The sequence below is a fragment of the Streptomyces sp. NPDC046261 genome (assembly GCF_040646235.1).
GTDB lineage: Bacteria > Actinomycetota > Actinomycetes > Streptomycetales > Streptomycetaceae > Streptomyces.
Map to the genome: position 1 here is coordinate 1 of NZ_JBEYZU010000002.1, position 17,826 is coordinate 17,826.

Sequence of the window (17,826 nt, forward strand, 5' to 3'; positions counted from 1 at the left end):
TCCTCGGCCGTCGTGAAGATCTCCGACCGCTTGGTCGGGATCGTGGTGTTGCGCTCGATCAGCTTGGTCATGATGCCGCCCTTGGTCTCGATACCGAGGGACAGCGGGGTCACGTCGAGGAGCAGGACGTCCTTGACCTCACCCTTGAGGACACCGGCCTGGAGCGAGGCGCCGATGGCGACGACCTCGTCCGGGTTCACACCCTTGTTGGCCTCCTTGCCGCCGGTCAGCTCCTTGACGAGCTCGGCGACGGCGGGCATACGGGTGGAACCGCCGACCAGGACCACGTGGTCGATCTCGGACAGGCTGATGCCCGCGTCCTTGATGACGTTGTGGAACGGGGTCTTGCAGCGCTCGAGCAGGTCCGCGGTCAGCTGCTGGAACTGGGCGCGGGTGAGCTTCTCGTCCAGGTGCAGCGGGCCCTCGGCGGACGCCGTGATGTAGGGCAGGTTGATCGAGGTCTCGGTGGACGAGGACAGCTCGATCTTCGCCTTCTCGGCGGCCTCGCGCAGACGCTGCAGCGCCATCTTGTCCTTGGACAGGTCGACGCCGTGGCCGTTGGCGAACTGCTTGACCAGGTAGTCGACGACGCGCTGGTCCCAGTCGTCACCACCGAGGTGGTTGTCACCGTTGGTGGCCTTCACCTCGACGACGCCGTCGCCGATCTCGAGCAGCGAGACGTCGAAGGTGCCGCCACCGAGGTCGAAGACGAGAATGGTCTGGTCGTCCTTGTCGAGGCCGTAGGCGAGGGCGGCCGCAGTAGGCTCGTTGACGATGCGCAGGACGTTCAGACCCGCGATCTCACCGGCCTCCTTGGTGGCCTGGCGCTCGGAGTCGTTGAAGTACGCCGGGACGGTGATGACCGCGTCGACGACCTTCTCGCCCAGGTAGGCCTCGGCATCCCGCTTGAGCTTCTGCAGGATGAAGGCGCTCATCTGCTGCGGGTTGAAGTCCTTGCCATCGATGTTGATCTTCCAGTCAGTGCCCATGTGGCGCTTGACCGAGCGGATCGTCCGATCGACGTTGGTGACGGCCTGCCGCTTGGCGACCTCGCCGACCAGAACCTCGCCGTTCTTCGCGAAGGCGACGACGGACGGCGTGGTCCTGGCGCCCTCGGCGTTGGTGATGACGGTGGGCTCACCGCCCTCGAGAACACTGACGACGGAGTTCGTCGTACCCAGGTCGATGCCGACCGCACGTGCCATGTCGATTCCTCCAGCTGACTTGAGTGGAACAGACTCAAGAGTGCAGCACGACCGCAAACCTGTCAACGGACCTGAGTCGGGCCCGCTCAACTTTTATGTCAGTCTTACAGTCAGTCGCCGGCGAAAAGCGGAGCGCAAGCTTCCGACGGCACCCCAGCATCCCGCACGGAGCGTCCGTAAGGGTTGCCTTCGCGACACAGATCACCGGCGATGCCGCTATATCGCGCGCGGGAGAGTGAGTAGTCTCGTACGGACTGGATAAGTTACCGCCTAGTAATCCCGCTCTCGCAGGTTCGAGGAGCCCACCCATGCAACTCGCCGCGATCATCGTGTCGCTGGTCCTAATCGCGGTCGGCGTCGCGCTGTTCGGCCGTGCCATCCTGCAGATCTACCGCTTCGTACGGCTAGGCCAGCCCGTACCCGCCGGTTCCCGCACGGACGACCCCGCGCAGCGCACCCTCACCGTCGCCAAGGAGTTCCTCGGCCACACGAGGATGAACCGCTGGGGCGTCGTCGGTGTGGCGCACTGGTTCGTCGCGGTGGGCTTCTTCTCGCTGCTGCTGACGATCGTCAACGCCATCGGCCAGCTGTTCCAGTCCGACTGGATCCTGCCGGTCATCGGCGACTGGGCCCCGTACAACGTCTTCGTCGAGTTCCTCGGCACGATGACCGCGCTCGGCATCCTGACCCTCATCGTCGTCCGGCAGCTGAACCGGCCGGGCAAGCCGGGCCGCAAGTCCCGCTTCGCCGGCTCCAACACCGGCCAGGCGTACTTCGTCGAGTCCGTCATCCTCATCGTCGGCATCTGCATCTTCATGCTGCACGCGCTCGAAGGCGCCCAGCACCACGTGGACAGCTACGAGGCCTCGTTCTTCATCTCGTACCCGGTCGTCTCGTGGCTGCAGGGGATGGACCTCTCCACGCTCCAGAACCTCACCTACTTCTTCGCGGGCCTGAAGATCGCGACGTCGTTCATCTGGATGATCACGGTCTCGCTGAAGACGGACATGGGCGTGGCCTGGCACCGCTTCCTGGCCTTCCCGAACATCTGGTTCAAGCGTGAGGCGAGCGGCGACGTCGCCCTCGGCGCGCTGCCGCCGATGACGAGCGGCGGCAAGCCGATCGACTTCGAGGACCCGGGCGAGGACGACGTCTTCGGCGTCTCCAAGGTTGAGGAGTTCTCCTGGAAGGGCATCCTCGACTTCTCCACCTGCACCGAGTGCGGCCGCTGCCAGTCGCAGTGCCCCGCCTGGAACACCGGCAAGCCGCTGTCGCCGAAGCTGCTCATCATGGCGCTGCGCGACCACGCACACGCCAAGGCGCCGTACCTGCTCGCCGGCGGCGGCAAGGATGCCGAGGGCGCGGAGAAGGCGACCGCGGAACAGCTGAAGGACGTCCCGGCGGCGGCGCTGGCCGAGGCCGAACGCCCGCTGATCGGCACGCTCGAGGAGAACGGCGTCATCGACCCGGACGTGCTGTGGTCCTGCACCACGTGCGGCGCCTGCGTCGAGCAGTGCCCGGTCGACATCGAGCACGTCGACCACATCGTCGACATGCGCCGCTACCAGGTGATGATCGAGAGCTCCTTCCCGTCCGAGGCGGGCACGATGCTCAAGAACCTGGAGAAGAAGGGCAACCCCTGGGGCCTGGCCAAGAAGCAGCGCCTGGCGTGGACCAAGGAGGTCGACTTCGAGGTCCCGGTCGTCGGCAAGGACATCGAGGACCTCACCGAGGTCGACTACCTCTACTGGGTCGGCTGCGCCGGCGCCCTGGAGGACCGCGCCAAGAAGACGACGAAGGCGTTCGCCGAGCTGCTCCACATGGCGGGCGTGAAGTTCGCCATCATGGGCGGCGACGAGGCGTGCACCGGTGACTCGGCCCGCCGCCTGGGCAACGAGTTCCTCTTCCAGCAGCTCGGTCAGCAGAACGTCGAGATGCTGAACATGGCGTTCGGCGAGGACGCGGAGGAGGGCGTCAAGGTCGAGAAGGCGAAGAAGAAGATCGTCGCGACCTGCCCGCACTGCTTCAACACCATCGCCAACGAGTACCCGCAGCTGGGCGGCGAGTACGAGGTCATCCACCACACACAGCTGCTGCAGCACCTCATCGACGAGGGCAGGCTGGTCCCCGTCACCCCGGTCGAGGGCCTGATCACCTACCACGACCCCTGCTACCTGGGCCGTCACAACAAGGTCTACACCCCGCCGCGCGAGATCATCGCCAAGGTGCCGGGCCTGCGCAACGAGGAGATGCACCGCCACAAGGAGCGCGGCTTCTGCTGCGGCGCCGGCGGCGCGCGCATGTGGATGGAAGAGCGCATCGGCAAGCGCATCAACAACGAGCGCGTCGACGAGGCGCTGTCCCTCAACCCGGACATCGTCTCCACCGCCTGCCCGTTCTGCCTCGTCATGCTGACCGACTCGGTCAACGGCAAGAAGAACGACGGCAAGGCCAAGGAGTCCATCCAGGTCGTCGACGTGGCCCAGCTGCTGCTGGAGTCCGTCAAGACGCCGGCCGAGCCGGAGGACGACGGCGAGCCGGCGAACGCCCCGACGCCGGACCCGGAGCCGGTGAAGTAGGCGGTCCGTACGAGCGCATACGGCCGGGCCCCGCGACTGTTCGCGGGGCCCGGCCGTTGTCGTGACCCCCAACACACTTGATCTCAAGCGCGCTTGAGGTCCTAGCGTCGTTCCCATGACGACGACACCGCAGACCGCACCCGCCCCCGCCGACCCGAACACCCCCACCGACTTCGCCTCGCTCGCCGCCCAGCCCATCGGCTACTGGAGCTGGGTCGCCCACAAAGCCGTCATCCAGCACATCCGGGGGGCGATGGCGCGGGTCGACATCACGCAGTTCCAGTGGTGGATCCTCAACCAGGCCGACGCCGCCGCCGGCACGGGTCTGACCCGGGAGCAGATCCGCGACAACCTCTGCCCCGTGCTGGACGTCGGCGCGGACACGATCGCCCAGTCGACCGACAGCCTGCTCGCCCGGGGCTGGCTGGCCGCCGACGAGGAGGGCTTCCTGCACCTCACCGACGCCGGCCGGGAGGCCAGGGCCCGCACCAAGGAGGTCGTCACCCGGGTGCGCGGGGAGATCCACGACGGCATCACGGACGAGGAGTACGTGACCGCCCTGCGCGTCCTGCAGCGCATGATCGAGAATGTCGGCGGCGGGCAGCCCGCGCTCCGTTGACCTCACGGGCACCACAAACACCGGGCGACCCTGGGCTTTCCCCTAAGGGATGTCACAGCTCGGCCGCAATGCCGGGCCCGTCCCCCCGGGCGCGGCGCGGGGACCTCGCCGGAGCGGGTACGTTCGAAGGCGTGGCTGGATTCAGGATGGGACGCGGGCGGGACCCGCACGGTGCCGACCCCGCGCGGCAAGGACAGCAGCAGGCTCCGTACGGCGGCCAGGGCGCGCCGGGGCAACCCGGCATGCCCGGCGGCTACGGCGGCGGGCAGCAGCAGTGGCAGCAGCCCGGCGGGTACGACGAGCCGGAGTACTTCGGCGGCGGGCATCCGCCGCAGCCGCCCCAGCCCCAGCCGGGCTACGGGCAGCAGCAGTACGGCGGGCAGGACCCGTACTACGGGCGGACCGCCGACAACCCGGGCCACACGCAGCAGTTCAGCCTCGGCGAGGCCCCGGACGCGTACGGGCAGTACGACGGCGGTGACGGCTCCTACGCCGCCCCGGCGCCTGCCCCGCCCGCCGGGCCCCGGCTGCACTGGAAGGAGCTGCTGAGCGGCATCGTGCTGCGCCCCTCGGCCACCTTCTGGCAGATGCGGGACCACCAGGTGTGGGCGCCGGCGCTGATCGTCACCTTCGTCTACGGCCTGCTCGCCGTCTTCGGCTTCGACAAGGCCCGCGAGGACGTCCTCAACGCCTCGCTCTCCCAGGTCCTGCCGGCCGTGCTGATCACCGGTGTCGTCATGGTGATGGCCGGGCTGATCCTCGGCGCCGTCACCCACACCCTGGCCCGGCAGCTCGGGGGCGACGGCATATGGCAGCCGACGGTCGGGCTGTCGATGCTGATCATGTCGATCTCGGACGCGCCCCGGCTGCTGTTCGCGATGTTCCTGGGCGGCGACAGCCCCCTCGTCCAGGTGCTGGGCTGGGCCACCTGGCTGGCGGGCGGCGCGCTGCTGACCTCGATGGTGGGCAAGTCCCACGACCTGCCCTGGCCCAAGGCGCTCGGCGCCTCGGCGATCCAGCTCGTCGCGCTGCTGTCGCTCATCAAGCTGGGCACGCTCTAGTCACACGGAAGGGCCCGTTTAGATCCTCGATGAGGTCTAAACGGGCCCTTCCGTGTGTGTACGTGCCTCTGGAGAGCTACGCGTCGAGGACCTGGCCCTCACGCCGCACCACCGGCGGCTCGACGGACCAGGGGAAGTTGATCCACTCGTCGGTCTTCTTCCAGACGTACTCGCACTTCACCAGCGAGTGGCTCTTCTCGTAGATGACCGCGCTGCGCACCTCGGCGACGTGGTCGAGGCAGAAGTCGTGGACGAGCTTGAGCGTCTTGCCGGTGTCCGCGACGTCGTCGGCGATGAGCACCTTCTTGTTGGAGAAGTCGATCGCGTTCGGGACGGGGGACAGCATCACCGGCATCTCGAGGGTGGTGCCCACACCGGTGTAGAACTCGACGTTCACCAGGTGGATGTTCTTGCAGTCCAGCGCGTAGGCGAGGCCGCCCGCGACGAAGACGCCACCGCGTGCGATGGACAGGATGATGTCCGGCTCGTAGCCGTCGTCCGCGATGGTCTGCGCCAGCTCACGGATCGCCTGCCCGAAGATCGGGTAGGTCAGGTTCTCGCGGATGTCACTCACTGTTGCTCTTCGCCTTTTGCTCTGCTCAGACCTGGGTGCGGTGGAAATTCTGGAAGGACCGCGAGGGCGTCGGCCCACGCTGGCCCTGGTAGCGGGAGCCGTGCTTCGCGGACCCGTAAGGATGCTCGACGGGGGAGGTCAGCCGGAACATGCACAGCTGGCCGATCTTCATCCCCGGCCACAGCTTGATCGGCAGCGTCGCCATGTTGGACAGCTCCAGCGTCACGTGCCCGGAGAAGCCCGGGTCGATGAAGCCGGCCGTCGAGTGCGTCAGCAGGCCGAGCCGGCCGAGGCTGGACTTGCCCTCCAGCCGCGAGGCGACGTCGTCGGGGAGCGAGATCACTTCGTACGTCGAGGCCAGCACGAACTCGCCCGGGTGCAGGATGAACGCCTCGTCGCCCTCCGGCACCACCTCACGCGTGAGGTCCGCCTGCTCGACCGCGGGGTCGATGTGCGGGTACCGGTGGTTCTCGAACACCCGGAAGTAGCGGTCGAGCCGCACATCGATGCTCGACGGCTGCACCATCGATTCGTCGAACGGGTCGATCCGCACACGGCCGGCATCGATCTCGGCCCGGATGTCCTTGTCTGAGAGAAGCACGCCTCGAGGATACGCAAAGAAGCCGGACAACCTGACAACGCGGGCCCGGGCGAAGATCGACTCCGGCCCGGGCCCGCACCGGGCTCACCGCTTCTCGGTGCCCACCGGCACGGAGTGCCGCAGGCGGGCGCAGCGCGGGCAGCGCAGGAGCCGCCCGGGGCCGATCCGGCCGGGACCGAGGTTCTGCATCGGGAACGAAGCGGTGCTGAACACGTGCCCTTCGGCACAACGAACGACGGTGCGCTCCATCGAGCTCCCTTTCCCCATGGCGGCACTGACTACGTGCCTCCGGCACGACATGAAAGACAAAAGCCACATTAGGGGATGGATCAGGTCGAACTTAACGCGGCACCCCGGCAGCCCCCGGCGTTTGCCGCACCCCCACGGTACGCCCCAACTCCCGCCCCCCACGCCCGCATCCCCAGGGCCGCCACACCCCCCTCACACGACGGAAGGCCACCGCGGCGAGTACACCGGGGGCCTTCGATGGGGTAGAGTGTGCGACGATGCGATGCCCCGATGGGCACCTTCGCGCGGGCGTAGTTTAATGGTAGAACATGAGCTTCCCAAGCTCAGAGCGCGAGTTCGATTCTCGTCGCCCGCTCTTACAAGAACCCTCAGATCAGTGGATCTGGGGGTTTCTCTGTTGTCCCGAGAATGACGTGTCCGATGCCCCGCACTTCTCCCCCGCCCGCCGCCCGTGACTGGTGCCTGGTCGCCGCCGGGTTCCTGCTCGCCTTCGGGCTGACGAGCGTCGTCGCCGTGCAGATCCTGCTGACCGGGCGCATCGATCTTCCCGACGGGGCGGTACGCCACCTCCCCGGCATGAAGGCCGGCTTCCTGGTCGCCGCGGCCGCGCTGCTGATCGCCCACCGCGGGCTGGGGTACCGCGCCCGGGACCTGGGGCTGGCGGCCCGGCCCCGGGAGCGGTTCCCGTACGGCGGCCCGGGCGCCGCGGCGGTGGCCTACCTCGGCATGTGGGTCGGCTTCGAGGTGATGCGGCTCTTCCCCTCCCCCGGATACGCCCCCACCGGCCGCACGGACGCCGGCGAGCAGCTGCTGGGCAACCTCCACAGCGGCCTCGTCGAGGAGACCCTGCTGCTCGCCCTGCCCATGGCGGTGATGACGCGGCTGCGCTGGTCCTGGCAGGCGCAGCTCGCGGTCCTGGTCGCGCTGCGGGTCCCCTTCCACCTCTATTACGGGTGGGGCGCGTTCGCCCTCTGCCTGATCTGGATGGGCGGCTACGTCCTCGTCTACCGGCGCACCCAGCTCGTATGGCCGTTCATGCTGGCCCACTTCGTCTACAACTCCGCCCACGCCGACTATGTGCCGTCCGGGCTGCGGCCCCTGCTCGGCCTCGCCTTCTGGCTGGGCGGAGTCATCACCCTCACCGTCCTGGTCAGGCAGGCCCGCGCCGCCCGTTGATCCGGGACCGGTAGCACCGGCCGCCCCGCGAGGCACCCCTACTACTCTGGGGCCCGCCAGGTGGCGGCGGACGACGAGCGGTGACGGAACGGAGCATGCTGTGACGACGGGGGAAGCGAACGGCGACGAGCTGATAGGCAAGGTGCTCGGCGGGCGCTACCGGGTGACCGCGACGATCGGGCGCGGCGGCATGGGAGTGGTCGCCCGGGCGGTGGACGAACTGCTGAACCGCGAGGTCGCCGTCAAGGTCCTGCGGGCCTTCACCGACGCCTCCCAGCCCGAACTGCTCGATCTGCGGACCCGGATGCAGCGGGAGGCGCAGGCCGCCGCCCGCATCCGGCACAGCGGCGTGGTCACCGTGCACGACGTGACCGAGGAGCAGGGCCTGCCGGTCATCGTCATGGAGCTCGTCGACGGGCCCTCGCTCGACGACGTCCTCGCCGAGCGCGGCACGCTGGAGCCGCACGAGGCCGCGGCGATCGGCGCCCGGCTGATGGACGCGCTCGACGCCGCGCACCGGGCCGGCGTCCTGCACCGGGACGTCAAGCCCGGCAACGTGCTGCTGGAGCAGGGCGGGAGGGTGGTGCTCACCGACTTCGGCATCGCCAGCATGGAGGCCACCGGCGACGAGGCCATGGCCAAGCTGACCCAGAGCGGTCAGCTCGTCGGCTCCCTCGACTATCTCCCGCCGGAGCGTGCGCAGGGCAGGGAGCCCGGCCCCGCCTCCGACATCTGGTCGCTCGGCATGACGCTGTACGCGGCGGTGGAAGGCACGTCGCCGTTCCGCCGCACGTCCGTGTGGTCCACCTTGTCGGCGATCGTCACCGAGCCCCTGCCGGAGCCCCGGCGGGCCGGACCGCTCACGCCGGTGCTGCGGGCGCTGATGGCGAAGGAGCCGGAGAGCCGGCCGACCGCCGAGCAGGCGCGCGAGATGCTGGAGCGGGTGGCCGCGCACCGGGCGCCGGACCCCGCGCCGCCGGCCCCCGCGCCCGGACCGTCCCAGCCCGCCGTCACGCCGCCGCCGGCACCCACGCCGACGCCGGCCGTGGCCCCGGCGCCGCCGCCCGGATTCGGTGCCGCGCCGCCGTTCCACCAGCCGTCCCCGCAGCCTCCGGCCACCCCCTACCCGCCGCACGCCTTCCCGCAGTCCCCGGCGCCGGCCGCCCCTCCCGCTCCCGCTCCCGCCGCCGACCGCGGACGGCGCCGCGGCCGTACCGTCATCGCGGCGGCGGCCGCCGTCGTGGTGCTCGCCGGAGGCGGCCTCGCGTACGCCCTGGTCGGCAAGGACGGCGGTACGAAGAGCGACGAGGCACAGGCCGCGCCGCAAGGGACCGGCTCCCCGACGGCCGGCGGTCAGCCGAGCGCGGCCCCGACGACCCCCGGCACGAGCTCCCCGAGCCCCTCCCCGTCCGCGAGCGCCTCCCAGACGCCGTCCACCGCGCCCTCGCCCTCGGCGGCCTCCCCGACGGCCAAGCCCAGTGCCACGCCGGCCAGGACCAGTTCGGTGCCCACGACGTGCAGCGGCTGGAGCCACCACGACCCGAAGCCGGGCACGTACGGATACCTGACCGGCGACAAGCACATCGTGAACGGGCCCTACAAGGTCTGCGCCTCCGTGGCCCCGGCCAAGTCCGGCGCGAAGCTGTGGTTCCACTGCTCCGTCGAGAACTCCTACGGCCACAAGTGGATTTACGTCCGCGTCGACGGGACGAAGACCGCCGGCTGGATGTCCGCCGACAACATCATCCGCCAGACCGGCCAGCCCGTCCGCTGTTAGCGCGGGGGCCGGCCGGCTCGTCGTCGTCAGGACAGGGCGTCCTCGGGCGTGGTCAGCCAGTACGTGACGCGCAGGGAGTCGTCGACGTGCACGCCGCCGGGCGGGAGGGCCACCCCGGTCATCGCGTCGCGGCCCTGGAAGCCGATCTCGAGGCTCCGTGCGGTGTAGCCCTCGCCGCCGCTGCCGTCGGCCGCGGCCAGGATCACGCCCGCGTAGCCCTTCCCGCCGGGCGGGAGCGAGATGACCGCATGCGGCTTGGTTTCCGCCCTGACCGGCGGGACGGACTGGGCGCCCTCGAACTTCACGATGGGATAGCCCTTCAGGTCGCACGGCTTGGCGCCCGTGTTGGTGACCGTGAGCAGCATGTGGCCGACCGGGCGGGGCACCGGCGCGGCGACGACCTTGGTGGTCCCGGCAGTGCAGGTCCTGCGGCCCTCCGGGGCGTGTGCGCCACCCGCCGGCTTCGCTCCGCCGGGCGCGGCGGGCGCGGCGGACGCGGCGGACGCGGCGGACGCGGCGGACGGCGCGACAGGGGCCGGGGCCGGTTCGTCCCGGGTCTCCTCGGAGGGCACCGAGGCGACGCCTTCCGAGCGCACCCCCTCGGCACGGGAACACCCCGTCAGAGCGAGTGCGGCGACAGCGCAGGTGACGGCGAGCAGACGGGGCCGGCGAACGGTGGCGCGCATGGCGGATCTCTTTTCCTCACGGAGGGTCAGCGGAGTGCCGCTCGACCGGATCCGGGAACGGCGTGCTTTGATGGCGAAAGCTTGTGCGGTGCCCCGTCCCGGGCGCCAGAGTGACCGGCGAATCGGGGACGCCGGAACGATCGCACCGGCTCTGACCTGGGGGAATGACCGTCGCCTGGAACGGGGACGTGGGATGGAGGGGTGGCGTGGGGGCGGGGGATCTCGCTGAGCTGCTGCGGTCGCTGAAGGAGCGGTCGGGGCTGAGTTACGGAGCACTGGCCAAGCGACTGCACGTCAGTACGTCGACGCTGCACCGCTATTGCAACGGGTCGGCCGTGCCCACGGAGTTCGCCCCGGTGGAGCGGTTGGCGCGGCTGTGCAAGGCCACGCCGCAGGAGTTGATGGAGGTCCACCGGCGGTGGATCGTCGCGGACGCGACGCGCGGACGTAAGCCGCAGTCACCGCCGCAGTCACCGCCGGAATCAGAGACGGAAGCAGAGACGCAAGCGGAGCCACTGACTCCGCCGGTGCCTCCCGAGACCACGACCGCCCCGCCCCCGCCCGTCCGGCCACGGCGAGGGCGGCCGCCCCGGAAGGTTCTGATCACCGCCCTCTCCGCCGTCGCCGCGGTCACCGTGCTGGGCGTCGCCGCGCTCAGCACCCCTCTCCTCGGCGGGGACCCCGGCGAGGACGCGACGGGACGGCCCGTGGGCGCCGCCTCGTCCCCCGGAGGAAAGACGCCGACTCCCGGGCAGCGGGGTACGGGCGGCAAGCCGTCCGGCACGCCGTCCTCGCCCGGCCCGCAGAAGAGCGAGAACGGCGACAACAAGGACGCGCAGAAGGCGGAGCAGGACGGGAGCGGGGAGAGGGCGAGCGGCGGGCCCACCGCGTCCGCGACGCCTCCCGCGGACCGGCCGGGCAGCGAGGCGAAGGCCGGCACTCCGCTGACCGCCCACGTTCGCCCGTACGCCTTCGAAGACCCCTGCTCCCAGCGTTATCTCGTCGACCGAGCCCCCCGCGACGTCACCCCGCCTCCTACGGAGCAGGACGCGCCCGGCTGGGTGTCCACGCTCGGCGGCGTCGCGGCCGGCGAGCAGTTCCTCGAGATCACCCTGCAGGGCACCGGCAAGGACACCGTCGTCCTCGAAGGGCTGGACGTCCGGGTGCGGGGCACGAAGGCGCCGCTCGCCTGGAACTCCTACGTCATGGGCGTGGGTTGCGGCGGCGATGTGTCGACGAAGTCCTTCGGCGTCGACCTGGACTCCCCGCGGCCCGTCGTGACCCCCGTGGCCGGGCAGCGCGACTTCCCGTACAAGGTGAGCGAGAGCGACCCCGAGGTCTTCTACGTCAAGGCGGGCGTCAAGCGGCACGACGTGTCGTGGGACCTGGAGCTGCGGTGGTCCAGCGGCGGCCGGCGCGGAGTGCTGCGCCTGGACGACCGGGGCAGGCCCTTCCGCACCAGTGGCGCCGAGGGCAGGCCCGTCTACGCCCAGCCGCTGGGCTCGACACGAGGGTGGGAACCGTTTCCCCCGGCCTGAGGGACGGGCGAACCCCCGGGACGGGCGTCCCGGGGGTTCGCGTCACATCGGATCCGTACGTCAGGCGTCGCGGCGGCGCATCGCCAGGTAGCCCGCGGTCACGGAGAGAGCGGTCCAGGCCACGAGCACGGCCATGCCGGTCCAGGCCGTGAGGACGGTGCCCTCCGGCCGGCCGCTCTGGAGGATGAGCCCGCCGGCCACGTCGGGCAGGAACTGTGCCGCCTTCTGCACACCGGGAATGCTGTTGAGGATGGCCGAAACCATGAAGAACAGCGGTACCAGGATGCCTATGGTGAGCGCGGAGCTGCGCAGGACACTCGCCAGGCCCATGGAGAACACGCAGATCAGGGTCGTGTAGAGGACCCCTCCGGCCAGCGCTCGCAGCACCCCGTCGTCGGAGAGCGAGACGCTCTGCGGGCCGCCCATGGCCATCTGCGTGGCGAAGAAGCTGACGCCCACGACGACGACGGACGTGACCAGGGCCGTCGCGGCACCGGTGAGCAGCTTCGCCCCGTAGAAGACGCCGCGTCGCGGCACCGCCGTCAGCGAGCTGCGGATCGTGCCCGTCGAGTACTCGCTGCTCACGGCCAGCACGCCGAAGACGACGAGCACGACCATGCCGAGCTTCAGTCCGTGGAAGCCGGCGGCGACGGCGTCGAAGTCCGCCTTGTTCTCGGCGCTCATGTCCTTGTACGAGCCCCGCAGGAAGTGACCGGCGAGGTAGGCGAAGGTCACGCTGATCAGGAAGTAGACGGCCAGGCTCCACAGGGTGGAGCGGAGCGTCCGGATCTTGGTCCATTCGAAACGCATGGCCGCGGTGGTGTCCGCCATCGTCAACGCACCTCCTGGCGAGCGCGGTAGTCCACCGAATCGGCGGTGAGCTGCATGAACGCCTCTTCGAGGGAGGCCGTGCGGGGGCTGATCTCGTAGACGGTCACCTGGTTCTTCGCGGCCAGGCCGCCCACCACCTCCAGGGTGGTGCCGACGGCCTCCAGCGCTCCGTCGGGGCCGTCGTCGACCTGGATGCCCTCGGCGGCGAGCAGGTCGCGCATCCGCTCCGGCTCGGGGGTCCGGACCAGGATGTACGAACGGGAGTTGCGGGCGATGAAGTCCTCGACCGAGGTGTCCGCGAGGAGCCGGCCCTGACCGATGACGATCAAGTGCTCGGCGGTCAGCGCCATTTCGCTCATCAGGTGGCTGGAGACGAAGACCGTACGGCCCTCGGCCGCCAGGTTCTTCATCAGTCCCCGGATCCAGAGGATGCCTTCGGGGTCGAGGCCGTTGACCGGCTCGTCGAAGAGCACCACCTGCGGGTCGCCGAGCAGCGCGGCGGCCACGCCGAGGCGCTGCCCCATGCCCAGCGACAGCCCCTTGGCCCGCTTGCCCGCCGCGCTGCTCAGCCCGACGAGGTCCAGGACCTCGTCGACGCGCCGGTCGGGGATGCGGTTGCTGCGCGCCAGGCCCAGCAGGTGGCCGCGGCCCGTACGCCCGCCGTGCAGTGCCTTGGCCTCCAGCAGCGCACCGACCTTGGTCAAGGGGCGCGACAGGTCCTCGTAACGCTTGCCGTCGATGAGGACTTGGCCGGACGTCGGCCGGTCCAGGCCGACCATGGCCCGCATCGTCGTGGACTTCCCGGCGCCGTTCGGCCCGAGGAATCCGGTCACCCGGCCCGGCTCGACACGGAAGGAGAGTCTGTCGACCGCGAGCGTCGTCCCATAGCGTTTGGTCAGTTCCTGTACCTCGATCATGCCTCTCACCTTTGTTTACACCGGCAGCCGCGCACATCAACCTGAGGAATGACATCCTCCGGGCCGGCCGCGAGGCCGCGTGGGGGGACGGCGACCCGCACCGCCGTGAGTACGGCGGTGCGGGTCCAGGGGACCCCGGCCGGCCGGGGGGAAACCAGCCGGGGTGGCTTGAATCGTGCGGTGACAAAGGGAGTTCACCGCAGCGGACGGTCAACTGCGCGCGGGAGAGGGCCGGATGCGGTGCCGGTCAGGGCGCGGCGTTCAGGATGTCCAGGAGGTCCTGGGCGGCGGCGCGCGGGCCGAGGGAGTTGGCGACGCCCGAGGTGTTCAGCACCACCTCGTCCACCCCGATCGCCCGGTACTCGGCCAGCCGCTCGTGGATCTCCGCAGGCGTCCCGTAGAGGAACACGCCCCCGTCGACGAGCTTTCGGGCGTCCTCGGGACCGGCGTCGCCGGCCACCACGATGCCGGCCTTGCGCAGGGCGTCCTGATAGTGGGGCGCCTGGATGTGCATGCCGCACGAGGCGGCGGCCAGAGCGGTGACGTCGCGGCCGGGGCCGGACAGGGCGACGGGCACGATGGCGGTGACCTTCGCCGGCGCGTCCAGCTCGCGCTTCGCGCCCCGGATGGCCGGCATCAGGACATCGCCCACGTAGGAGGCGGAGCCGAGCCAGGTGATGGCCACGTCGGCGACCTCACCGGCCAGGGCCGCCATCTTCTCGCGGAGCACGCCCAGGCCCACGGTCACCGGCATCTGGTGATAGTCGAACAACTTGGCCTCGACGGCGAAGTGCCGGCCCGCGACGTCGACCTCTTCCCGGTTCACCAGGCCGCGCACGATGCGGACGTACTCCCGGCACGCGCCGATCTGGCTGGCGTAGGGCTTGCCCATGACGGCCGCCTGGAACTCCAGTGCCCCCGGGCCGAATCCGGCGACGACGGGCTGCCCCGTCGCGACGGCGACGGAGCGGGCCTCCAGCGCCGCCTGGTACGGGGAGCGCAGCGGCATCAGGGACACGCCGAACCCGGTGGGGATCCTGATGCCGATGCCGGCGAGCCAGTTGGCCACGTGGTGGCTGTCGAGCAGTTGCCCCTGGCCCTGCCACAGCCGTTCGGCGCGGGTCCACTTCACCAGGTTGGCGAACGTCACCACTTGCTCGGGCCGGGTGGGGCCGAGGGGGAGGAGAATCGAGTACTGCACCCCGTGTCTTCCCTTCAATCGCTACGCGAACGCGACCGGGACGGCGTGCTCGCCGGTCCCCGAGCCGTTCAGGACGGAGTGCAGCAGGAGGTCGGTGTCCCCGACGCCGGCCCAGCCGAGCATGTAGCCCACGAGGGCCGTGCGGCCCGCCGAGCCGGTGAAGAAGCCGTTCGCACGGATCGCGGCCAGGACGTTCTCCTGGTGCTCGTGCGCCCGGCGCACCAGGGACGCGTCGCCCAGGGTGCGGCCGGCGCCGATCAGCGACTGGATGACGCCGCTGCTGCCGTGGCAGACCGACAGGTCGACCGGGCGGTCGGCGGCGAGCCGCGTCGCCTTGTCGGCCATGGCCTCCAGCCGCCCGCCGGACAGCCACTCCTGGCGGCCGGCCGAGGCGAGGATCTCCGCCGAGGACAGCAGCAGGCCGGCGGCGCCGTTGCACCATCCGACGGCGGGGGTCTGGTCGTCCGAGGCGAGACGGTCGAGGAGCCAGTCCGCGGACTGCCGCACCAGGGCGTCGTCGCCGAGGACCCGGCCGATGCGCGAGCAGGCCCAGCGCAGTCCCAGTTCGCCGTGTGCCACGTCGAACCACCGGGCGTCCCTGGGCTTCGCCAGATCGGCGAGGACCATGTCGCGCAGCATCGCGAGCCGCTCCTCGCCGCAGCCCGCGGGCGTCGCGCCCGCCTCGATACGGGACAGCAGCGTCATGAGCAGGCCGGCGGGGCCGTTGCCCAGGTCGGTGTCCAGCTCGCCCGCCGCGGAGCGCTCGGCGATCCTGTCGAAGATCTTGTCCATCCACTCCGCGTCCACGCCGGCGGGCCGGGTGAGCAGCAGGGAGGAAGCGCCCGAGATCGCGGACTCGGCGATGCCCAGCAGGCCCTTGTCGTACTCCGCCACCAGCGAGGTCAGGCCGCGGTCCGCGCTGAGGGACCAGGGCCGGATCTCGCTGTCGTGGCGTCCCGCGCGGCCCAGGAAGGCGACGGTGCCGCCCATGTCGTGGAACGAGACGAAGTTGCCCGGGGTGATGGTCGGTGCCTCGCCCATGGGGCCGATGCCGCACACCCAGCCGAGCTCCTGCCCGTCCGGACCGTCGAAGGGCACACCGACGGCGGCGATCTTGCGGGCGATCTCCGGCCACCACGTTCCGGGGCGGGCCGCGGCGAAGGTGTCCTTGAACAGGCTCTGCGAGGACAGGCCCGCCGGGGCCTCCTCGCCGGACAGCTCGCTGAAGCACTCCTCCAGCAGGAAGCGGTGGTAGAGGTCGGGGCGCTCGGAGTTGGAACGCACGCCCGCACGCGCGAAGTCGGCCGGGGTCTTCTTGTACACGCCCGACAGGCTGGTGGTGTGCGTGGCGAGTTCCGTCGAGCCGCTGCGCGAGACGAAGTAGGGGATGTCACCGCGGTGCAGGGAGGCGCGCTCCTGGGCGGCGACGTACTCGATGCCCTCGGGCGAGAGGTAGTCGGGGAAGTGCTTGAGCAGCGTGAAGATCCGCTGCGCTTCCTCGGGGCGGGCCAGGTAGTCCGGGTGCGTGGCCGCGTCGACGAAGCGGTTGTAGACCATCGTCGCCCGCAGGAGGATCCGCACGGGCATGTCCGGGTAGGCGTCGAGGACCTTCAGGACGCCGTCGCCGCGGACGAAGCCGAGCCCGTCGAAGTAGCCCCGCAGGATGTCGGCGTAGTGGTCCGTCGCCGACAGCTGCGTCTCGCCCAGGCGCGGCACGTTGTCCTTGTGCGTGTACGTGATGGCCTCGCGGCCGACGGAGAGGCCGTCCGTGCCGATGTGCTGGATGACCGTCCTGGTGATGTTCGACTTCTGGTCGCCGCCCACGCCCACCCCGGCCATGAGCACGTCGATGGTCGAGGAGCGGTTGATCACCGGGACGAGCATGGTGGAGACCACGGAGAGCTTCGCGTGGTTGATCAGCGTGTGCGGCAGCGTGTCGTTGTCCACGCCGGCGTCGGGCCGCATGACGGTCTCGGTGTCGATCACGCACGGGTGCTCGCCGTGGGCCAGCACGTTCTCGTCGTGGAGGTCGGACGCGCCGATCGAGCCGAGGATGGCGCACAGGGCACCGAAGCGGTAGAAGTACCGGGCCGGCTGGTCCGGCGCGTCCATGGCCATCGGGGTGACGAACTGCTGCCAGCCGTGGGAGCCGATCGTCACGGACAGCGGTATGCAGTCCCGCAGCGAGTACGTCAGATGGGCGTCGGCCGCCGTGTAGAGGTCCTGGACGAAGCTGTCCGAGGTCAGGGCGCGCGGCTTGAACATCATCCGGGCGCCGCCGGCCAGCCGCACCCCGATGACCTGACGGTTGTCGTTGTGCAGGTCCGAGCCGGAGATGAAGATCGTCGAGATGCGGTCGTCGTCCCCCGGCGCGCCCAGCAGGCCGGCGGCCCGCAGGGCCGGCCGGTCCTCGGCGTACGCGGCGAACAACTCGGCGAACGCCTCGAGCGAGTTGCGCAGGATGGACTCGAGCCGCCCCTTGAGCACCGGGTACTTCTCGGCGATCTCCTGGCAGGAGCCGTCCTGCTCCAGGTGCGGCCGGAACTGCCGCAGTGCCCGGTCGCCTTCGATGGTCATGGGCAGGCCGAGGCCCTCCCGGAAGGCGTGGAACTCGCCGATCATCATCCGGAAGGAGTGGGCCTCGACGAGGGAGACGAGCGCTTCCCAGATGTCGAACAGCACCTCCTCGACGCGCTCCGGCTCGGTGACCGCGGTCACGAGGTCACGCAGTGCGGCGTCGACGGCGCTCCTGGGGGCCAGGTGCTGGTAGAAGGGCAGGAAGTCCGGCATGGACACGTTCGGTTCGGTCATA

Annotated in this window: 15 protein-coding genes and 1 tRNA gene; 7 read left to right on the top strand and 9 right to left on the bottom strand. The window is 70.3% G+C overall.

The window, feature by feature from the left end; genetic code table 11:
* The coding region (gene dnaK / locus ABZ956_RS04255; protein WP_361886726.1) for a molecular chaperone DnaK at positions 1–1,205 on the bottom strand (1,205 nt) is incomplete at its 3' end.
* Between the two features lie 308 nt (positions 1,206–1,513).
* Here dnaK and ABZ956_RS04260 point away from each other — a divergent pair.
* The 3 genes from ABZ956_RS04260 to ABZ956_RS04270 all read left to right on the top strand — a co-directional run bounded on the left by ABZ956_RS04260 (position 1,514) and on the right by ABZ956_RS04270 (position 5,464).
* The gene (locus ABZ956_RS04260) at positions 1,514–3,784 is read left to right on the top strand and encodes a (Fe-S)-binding protein (RefSeq protein WP_361886729.1); all 2,271 of its coding nucleotides are present in this window, start codon (positions 1,514–1,516) and stop codon (positions 3,782–3,784) included.
* 115 nt (positions 3,785–3,899) lie between these two features.
* Positions 3,900–4,403, top strand: a complete 504-nt coding sequence (locus ABZ956_RS04265) for a MarR family winged helix-turn-helix transcriptional regulator (protein WP_361886732.1) — start codon at positions 3,900–3,902, stop codon at positions 4,401–4,403.
* Positions 4,404–4,549: 146 nt separating this feature from the next.
* A complete protein-coding gene (locus tag ABZ956_RS04270; protein ID WP_361887995.1) occupies positions 4,550–5,464 on the top strand; it encodes a Yip1 family protein in 915 nt (304 codons plus the stop codon).
* Between the two features lie 76 nt (positions 5,465–5,540).
* Here the strand turns inward: ABZ956_RS04270 and ABZ956_RS04275 are convergent, their stop codons facing one another.
* From ABZ956_RS04275 to ABZ956_RS04285, 3 genes are all read right to left on the bottom strand, one after another.
* A complete protein-coding gene (locus ABZ956_RS04275; protein WP_361886735.1) occupies positions 5,541–6,038 on the bottom strand; it encodes a phosphoribosyltransferase in 498 nt (165 codons plus the stop codon).
* Positions 6,039–6,063: 25 nt separating this feature from the next.
* Complete coding sequence (gene dcd, locus ABZ956_RS04280; RefSeq protein ID WP_361886738.1) at positions 6,064–6,639, bottom strand: dCTP deaminase; 576 nt, start codon at positions 6,637–6,639, stop codon at positions 6,064–6,066.
* Between the two features lie 84 nt (positions 6,640–6,723).
* Entirely contained in the window at positions 6,724–6,906 is a 183-nt protein-coding gene (locus ABZ956_RS04285; protein WP_361886740.1) for a hypothetical protein, read from the bottom strand.
* Positions 6,907–7,172: 266 nt separating this feature from the next.
* On the opposite strand from ABZ956_RS04285, the gene ABZ956_RS04290 reads away from it, so the two are divergent.
* The 3 genes from ABZ956_RS04290 to ABZ956_RS04300 all read left to right on the top strand — a co-directional run bounded on the left by ABZ956_RS04290 (position 7,173) and on the right by ABZ956_RS04300 (position 9,841).
* Positions 7,173–7,243, top strand: a tRNA-Gly gene (locus ABZ956_RS04290).
* Between the two features lie 65 nt (positions 7,244–7,308).
* Positions 7,309–8,064: a CPBP family intramembrane glutamic endopeptidase gene (locus tag ABZ956_RS04295; RefSeq protein WP_361886743.1), complete on the top strand. Its 756-nt coding sequence runs from the start codon at positions 7,309–7,311 to the stop codon at positions 8,062–8,064.
* A 100-nt stretch (positions 8,065–8,164) separates the two neighbouring features.
* Positions 8,165–9,841: a serine/threonine-protein kinase gene (locus tag ABZ956_RS04300; RefSeq protein ID WP_361886746.1), complete on the top strand. Its 1,677-nt coding sequence runs from the start codon at positions 8,165–8,167 to the stop codon at positions 9,839–9,841.
* A gap of 26 nt (positions 9,842–9,867) precedes the next feature.
* On the opposite strand, the gene ABZ956_RS04305 is transcribed toward ABZ956_RS04300, so the two are convergent.
* A complete protein-coding gene (locus tag ABZ956_RS04305) occupies positions 9,868–10,527 on the bottom strand; it encodes a DUF4232 domain-containing protein (RefSeq protein WP_361886748.1) in 660 nt (219 codons plus the stop codon).
* Between the two features lie 206 nt (positions 10,528–10,733).
* Here ABZ956_RS04305 and ABZ956_RS04310 point away from each other — a divergent pair, with 206 nt between their 5' ends.
* Positions 10,734–12,065 carry a helix-turn-helix transcriptional regulator gene (locus ABZ956_RS04310; protein WP_361886751.1) on the top strand — a complete coding sequence of 444 codons (1,332 nt, stop codon included), beginning with the start codon at positions 10,734–10,736 and terminating at the stop codon, positions 12,063–12,065.
* 60 nt (positions 12,066–12,125) lie between these two features.
* Here ABZ956_RS04310 and ABZ956_RS04315 read toward each other — a convergent pair whose 3' ends face one another.
* From ABZ956_RS04315 to lanM, 4 genes are all read right to left on the bottom strand, one after another.
* Positions 12,126–12,896, bottom strand: coding sequence for an ABC transporter permease subunit (locus ABZ956_RS04315; RefSeq protein WP_361886753.1), 771 nt, complete (start codon positions 12,894–12,896; stop codon positions 12,126–12,128).
* A 2-nt stretch (positions 12,897–12,898) separates the two neighbouring features.
* Entirely contained in the window at positions 12,899–13,813 is a 915-nt protein-coding gene (locus ABZ956_RS04320; protein ID WP_361886756.1) for an ATP-binding cassette domain-containing protein, read from the bottom strand.
* Between the two features lie 247 nt (positions 13,814–14,060).
* Positions 14,061–15,014: an LLM class flavin-dependent oxidoreductase gene (locus ABZ956_RS04325; protein WP_361886759.1), complete on the bottom strand. Its 954-nt coding sequence runs from the start codon at positions 15,012–15,014 to the stop codon at positions 14,061–14,063.
* A 21-nt stretch (positions 15,015–15,035) separates the two neighbouring features.
* Positions 15,036–17,825 carry a type 2 lanthipeptide synthetase LanM gene (gene lanM, locus ABZ956_RS04330; protein WP_361886762.1) on the bottom strand — a complete coding sequence of 930 codons (2,790 nt, stop codon included), beginning with the start codon at positions 17,823–17,825 and terminating at the stop codon, positions 15,036–15,038.
* Position 17,826 lies beyond the last annotated feature (1 nt).

Excerpts from the sequence above, each read along its gene's own strand:
- ABZ956_RS04260 (WP_361886729.1), top strand. The coding sequence starts at position 1,514 with ATGCAACTCGCCGCGATCATCGTGTCGCTGGTCCTAATCGCGGTCGGC.
- ABZ956_RS04265 (WP_361886732.1), top strand. The coding sequence starts at position 3,900 with ATGACGACGACACCGCAGACCGCACCCGCCCCCGCCGACCCGAACACC.
- ABZ956_RS04270 (WP_361887995.1), top strand. The coding sequence starts at position 4,550 with ATGGGACGCGGGCGGGACCCGCACGGTGCCGACCCCGCGCGGCAAGGA.
- ABZ956_RS04285 (WP_361886740.1), bottom strand. The coding sequence starts at position 6,906 with ATGGGGAAAGGGAGCTCGATGGAGCGCACCGTCGTTCGTTGTGCCGAA.
- ABZ956_RS04295 (WP_361886743.1), top strand. The coding sequence starts at position 7,309 with ATGCCCCGCACTTCTCCCCCGCCCGCCGCCCGTGACTGGTGCCTGGTC.
- ABZ956_RS04305 (WP_361886748.1), bottom strand. The coding sequence starts at position 10,527 with ATGCGCGCCACCGTTCGCCGGCCCCGTCTGCTCGCCGTCACCTGCGCT.
- ABZ956_RS04315 (WP_361886753.1), bottom strand. The coding sequence starts at position 12,896 with ATGGCGGACACCACCGCGGCCATGCGTTTCGAATGGACCAAGATCCGG.
- ABZ956_RS04320 (WP_361886756.1), bottom strand. The coding sequence starts at position 13,813 with ATGATCGAGGTACAGGAACTGACCAAACGCTATGGGACGACGCTCGCG.
- lanM (WP_361886762.1), bottom strand. The coding sequence starts at position 17,825 with ATGACCGAACCGAACGTGTCCATGCCGGACTTCCTGCCCTTCTACCAG.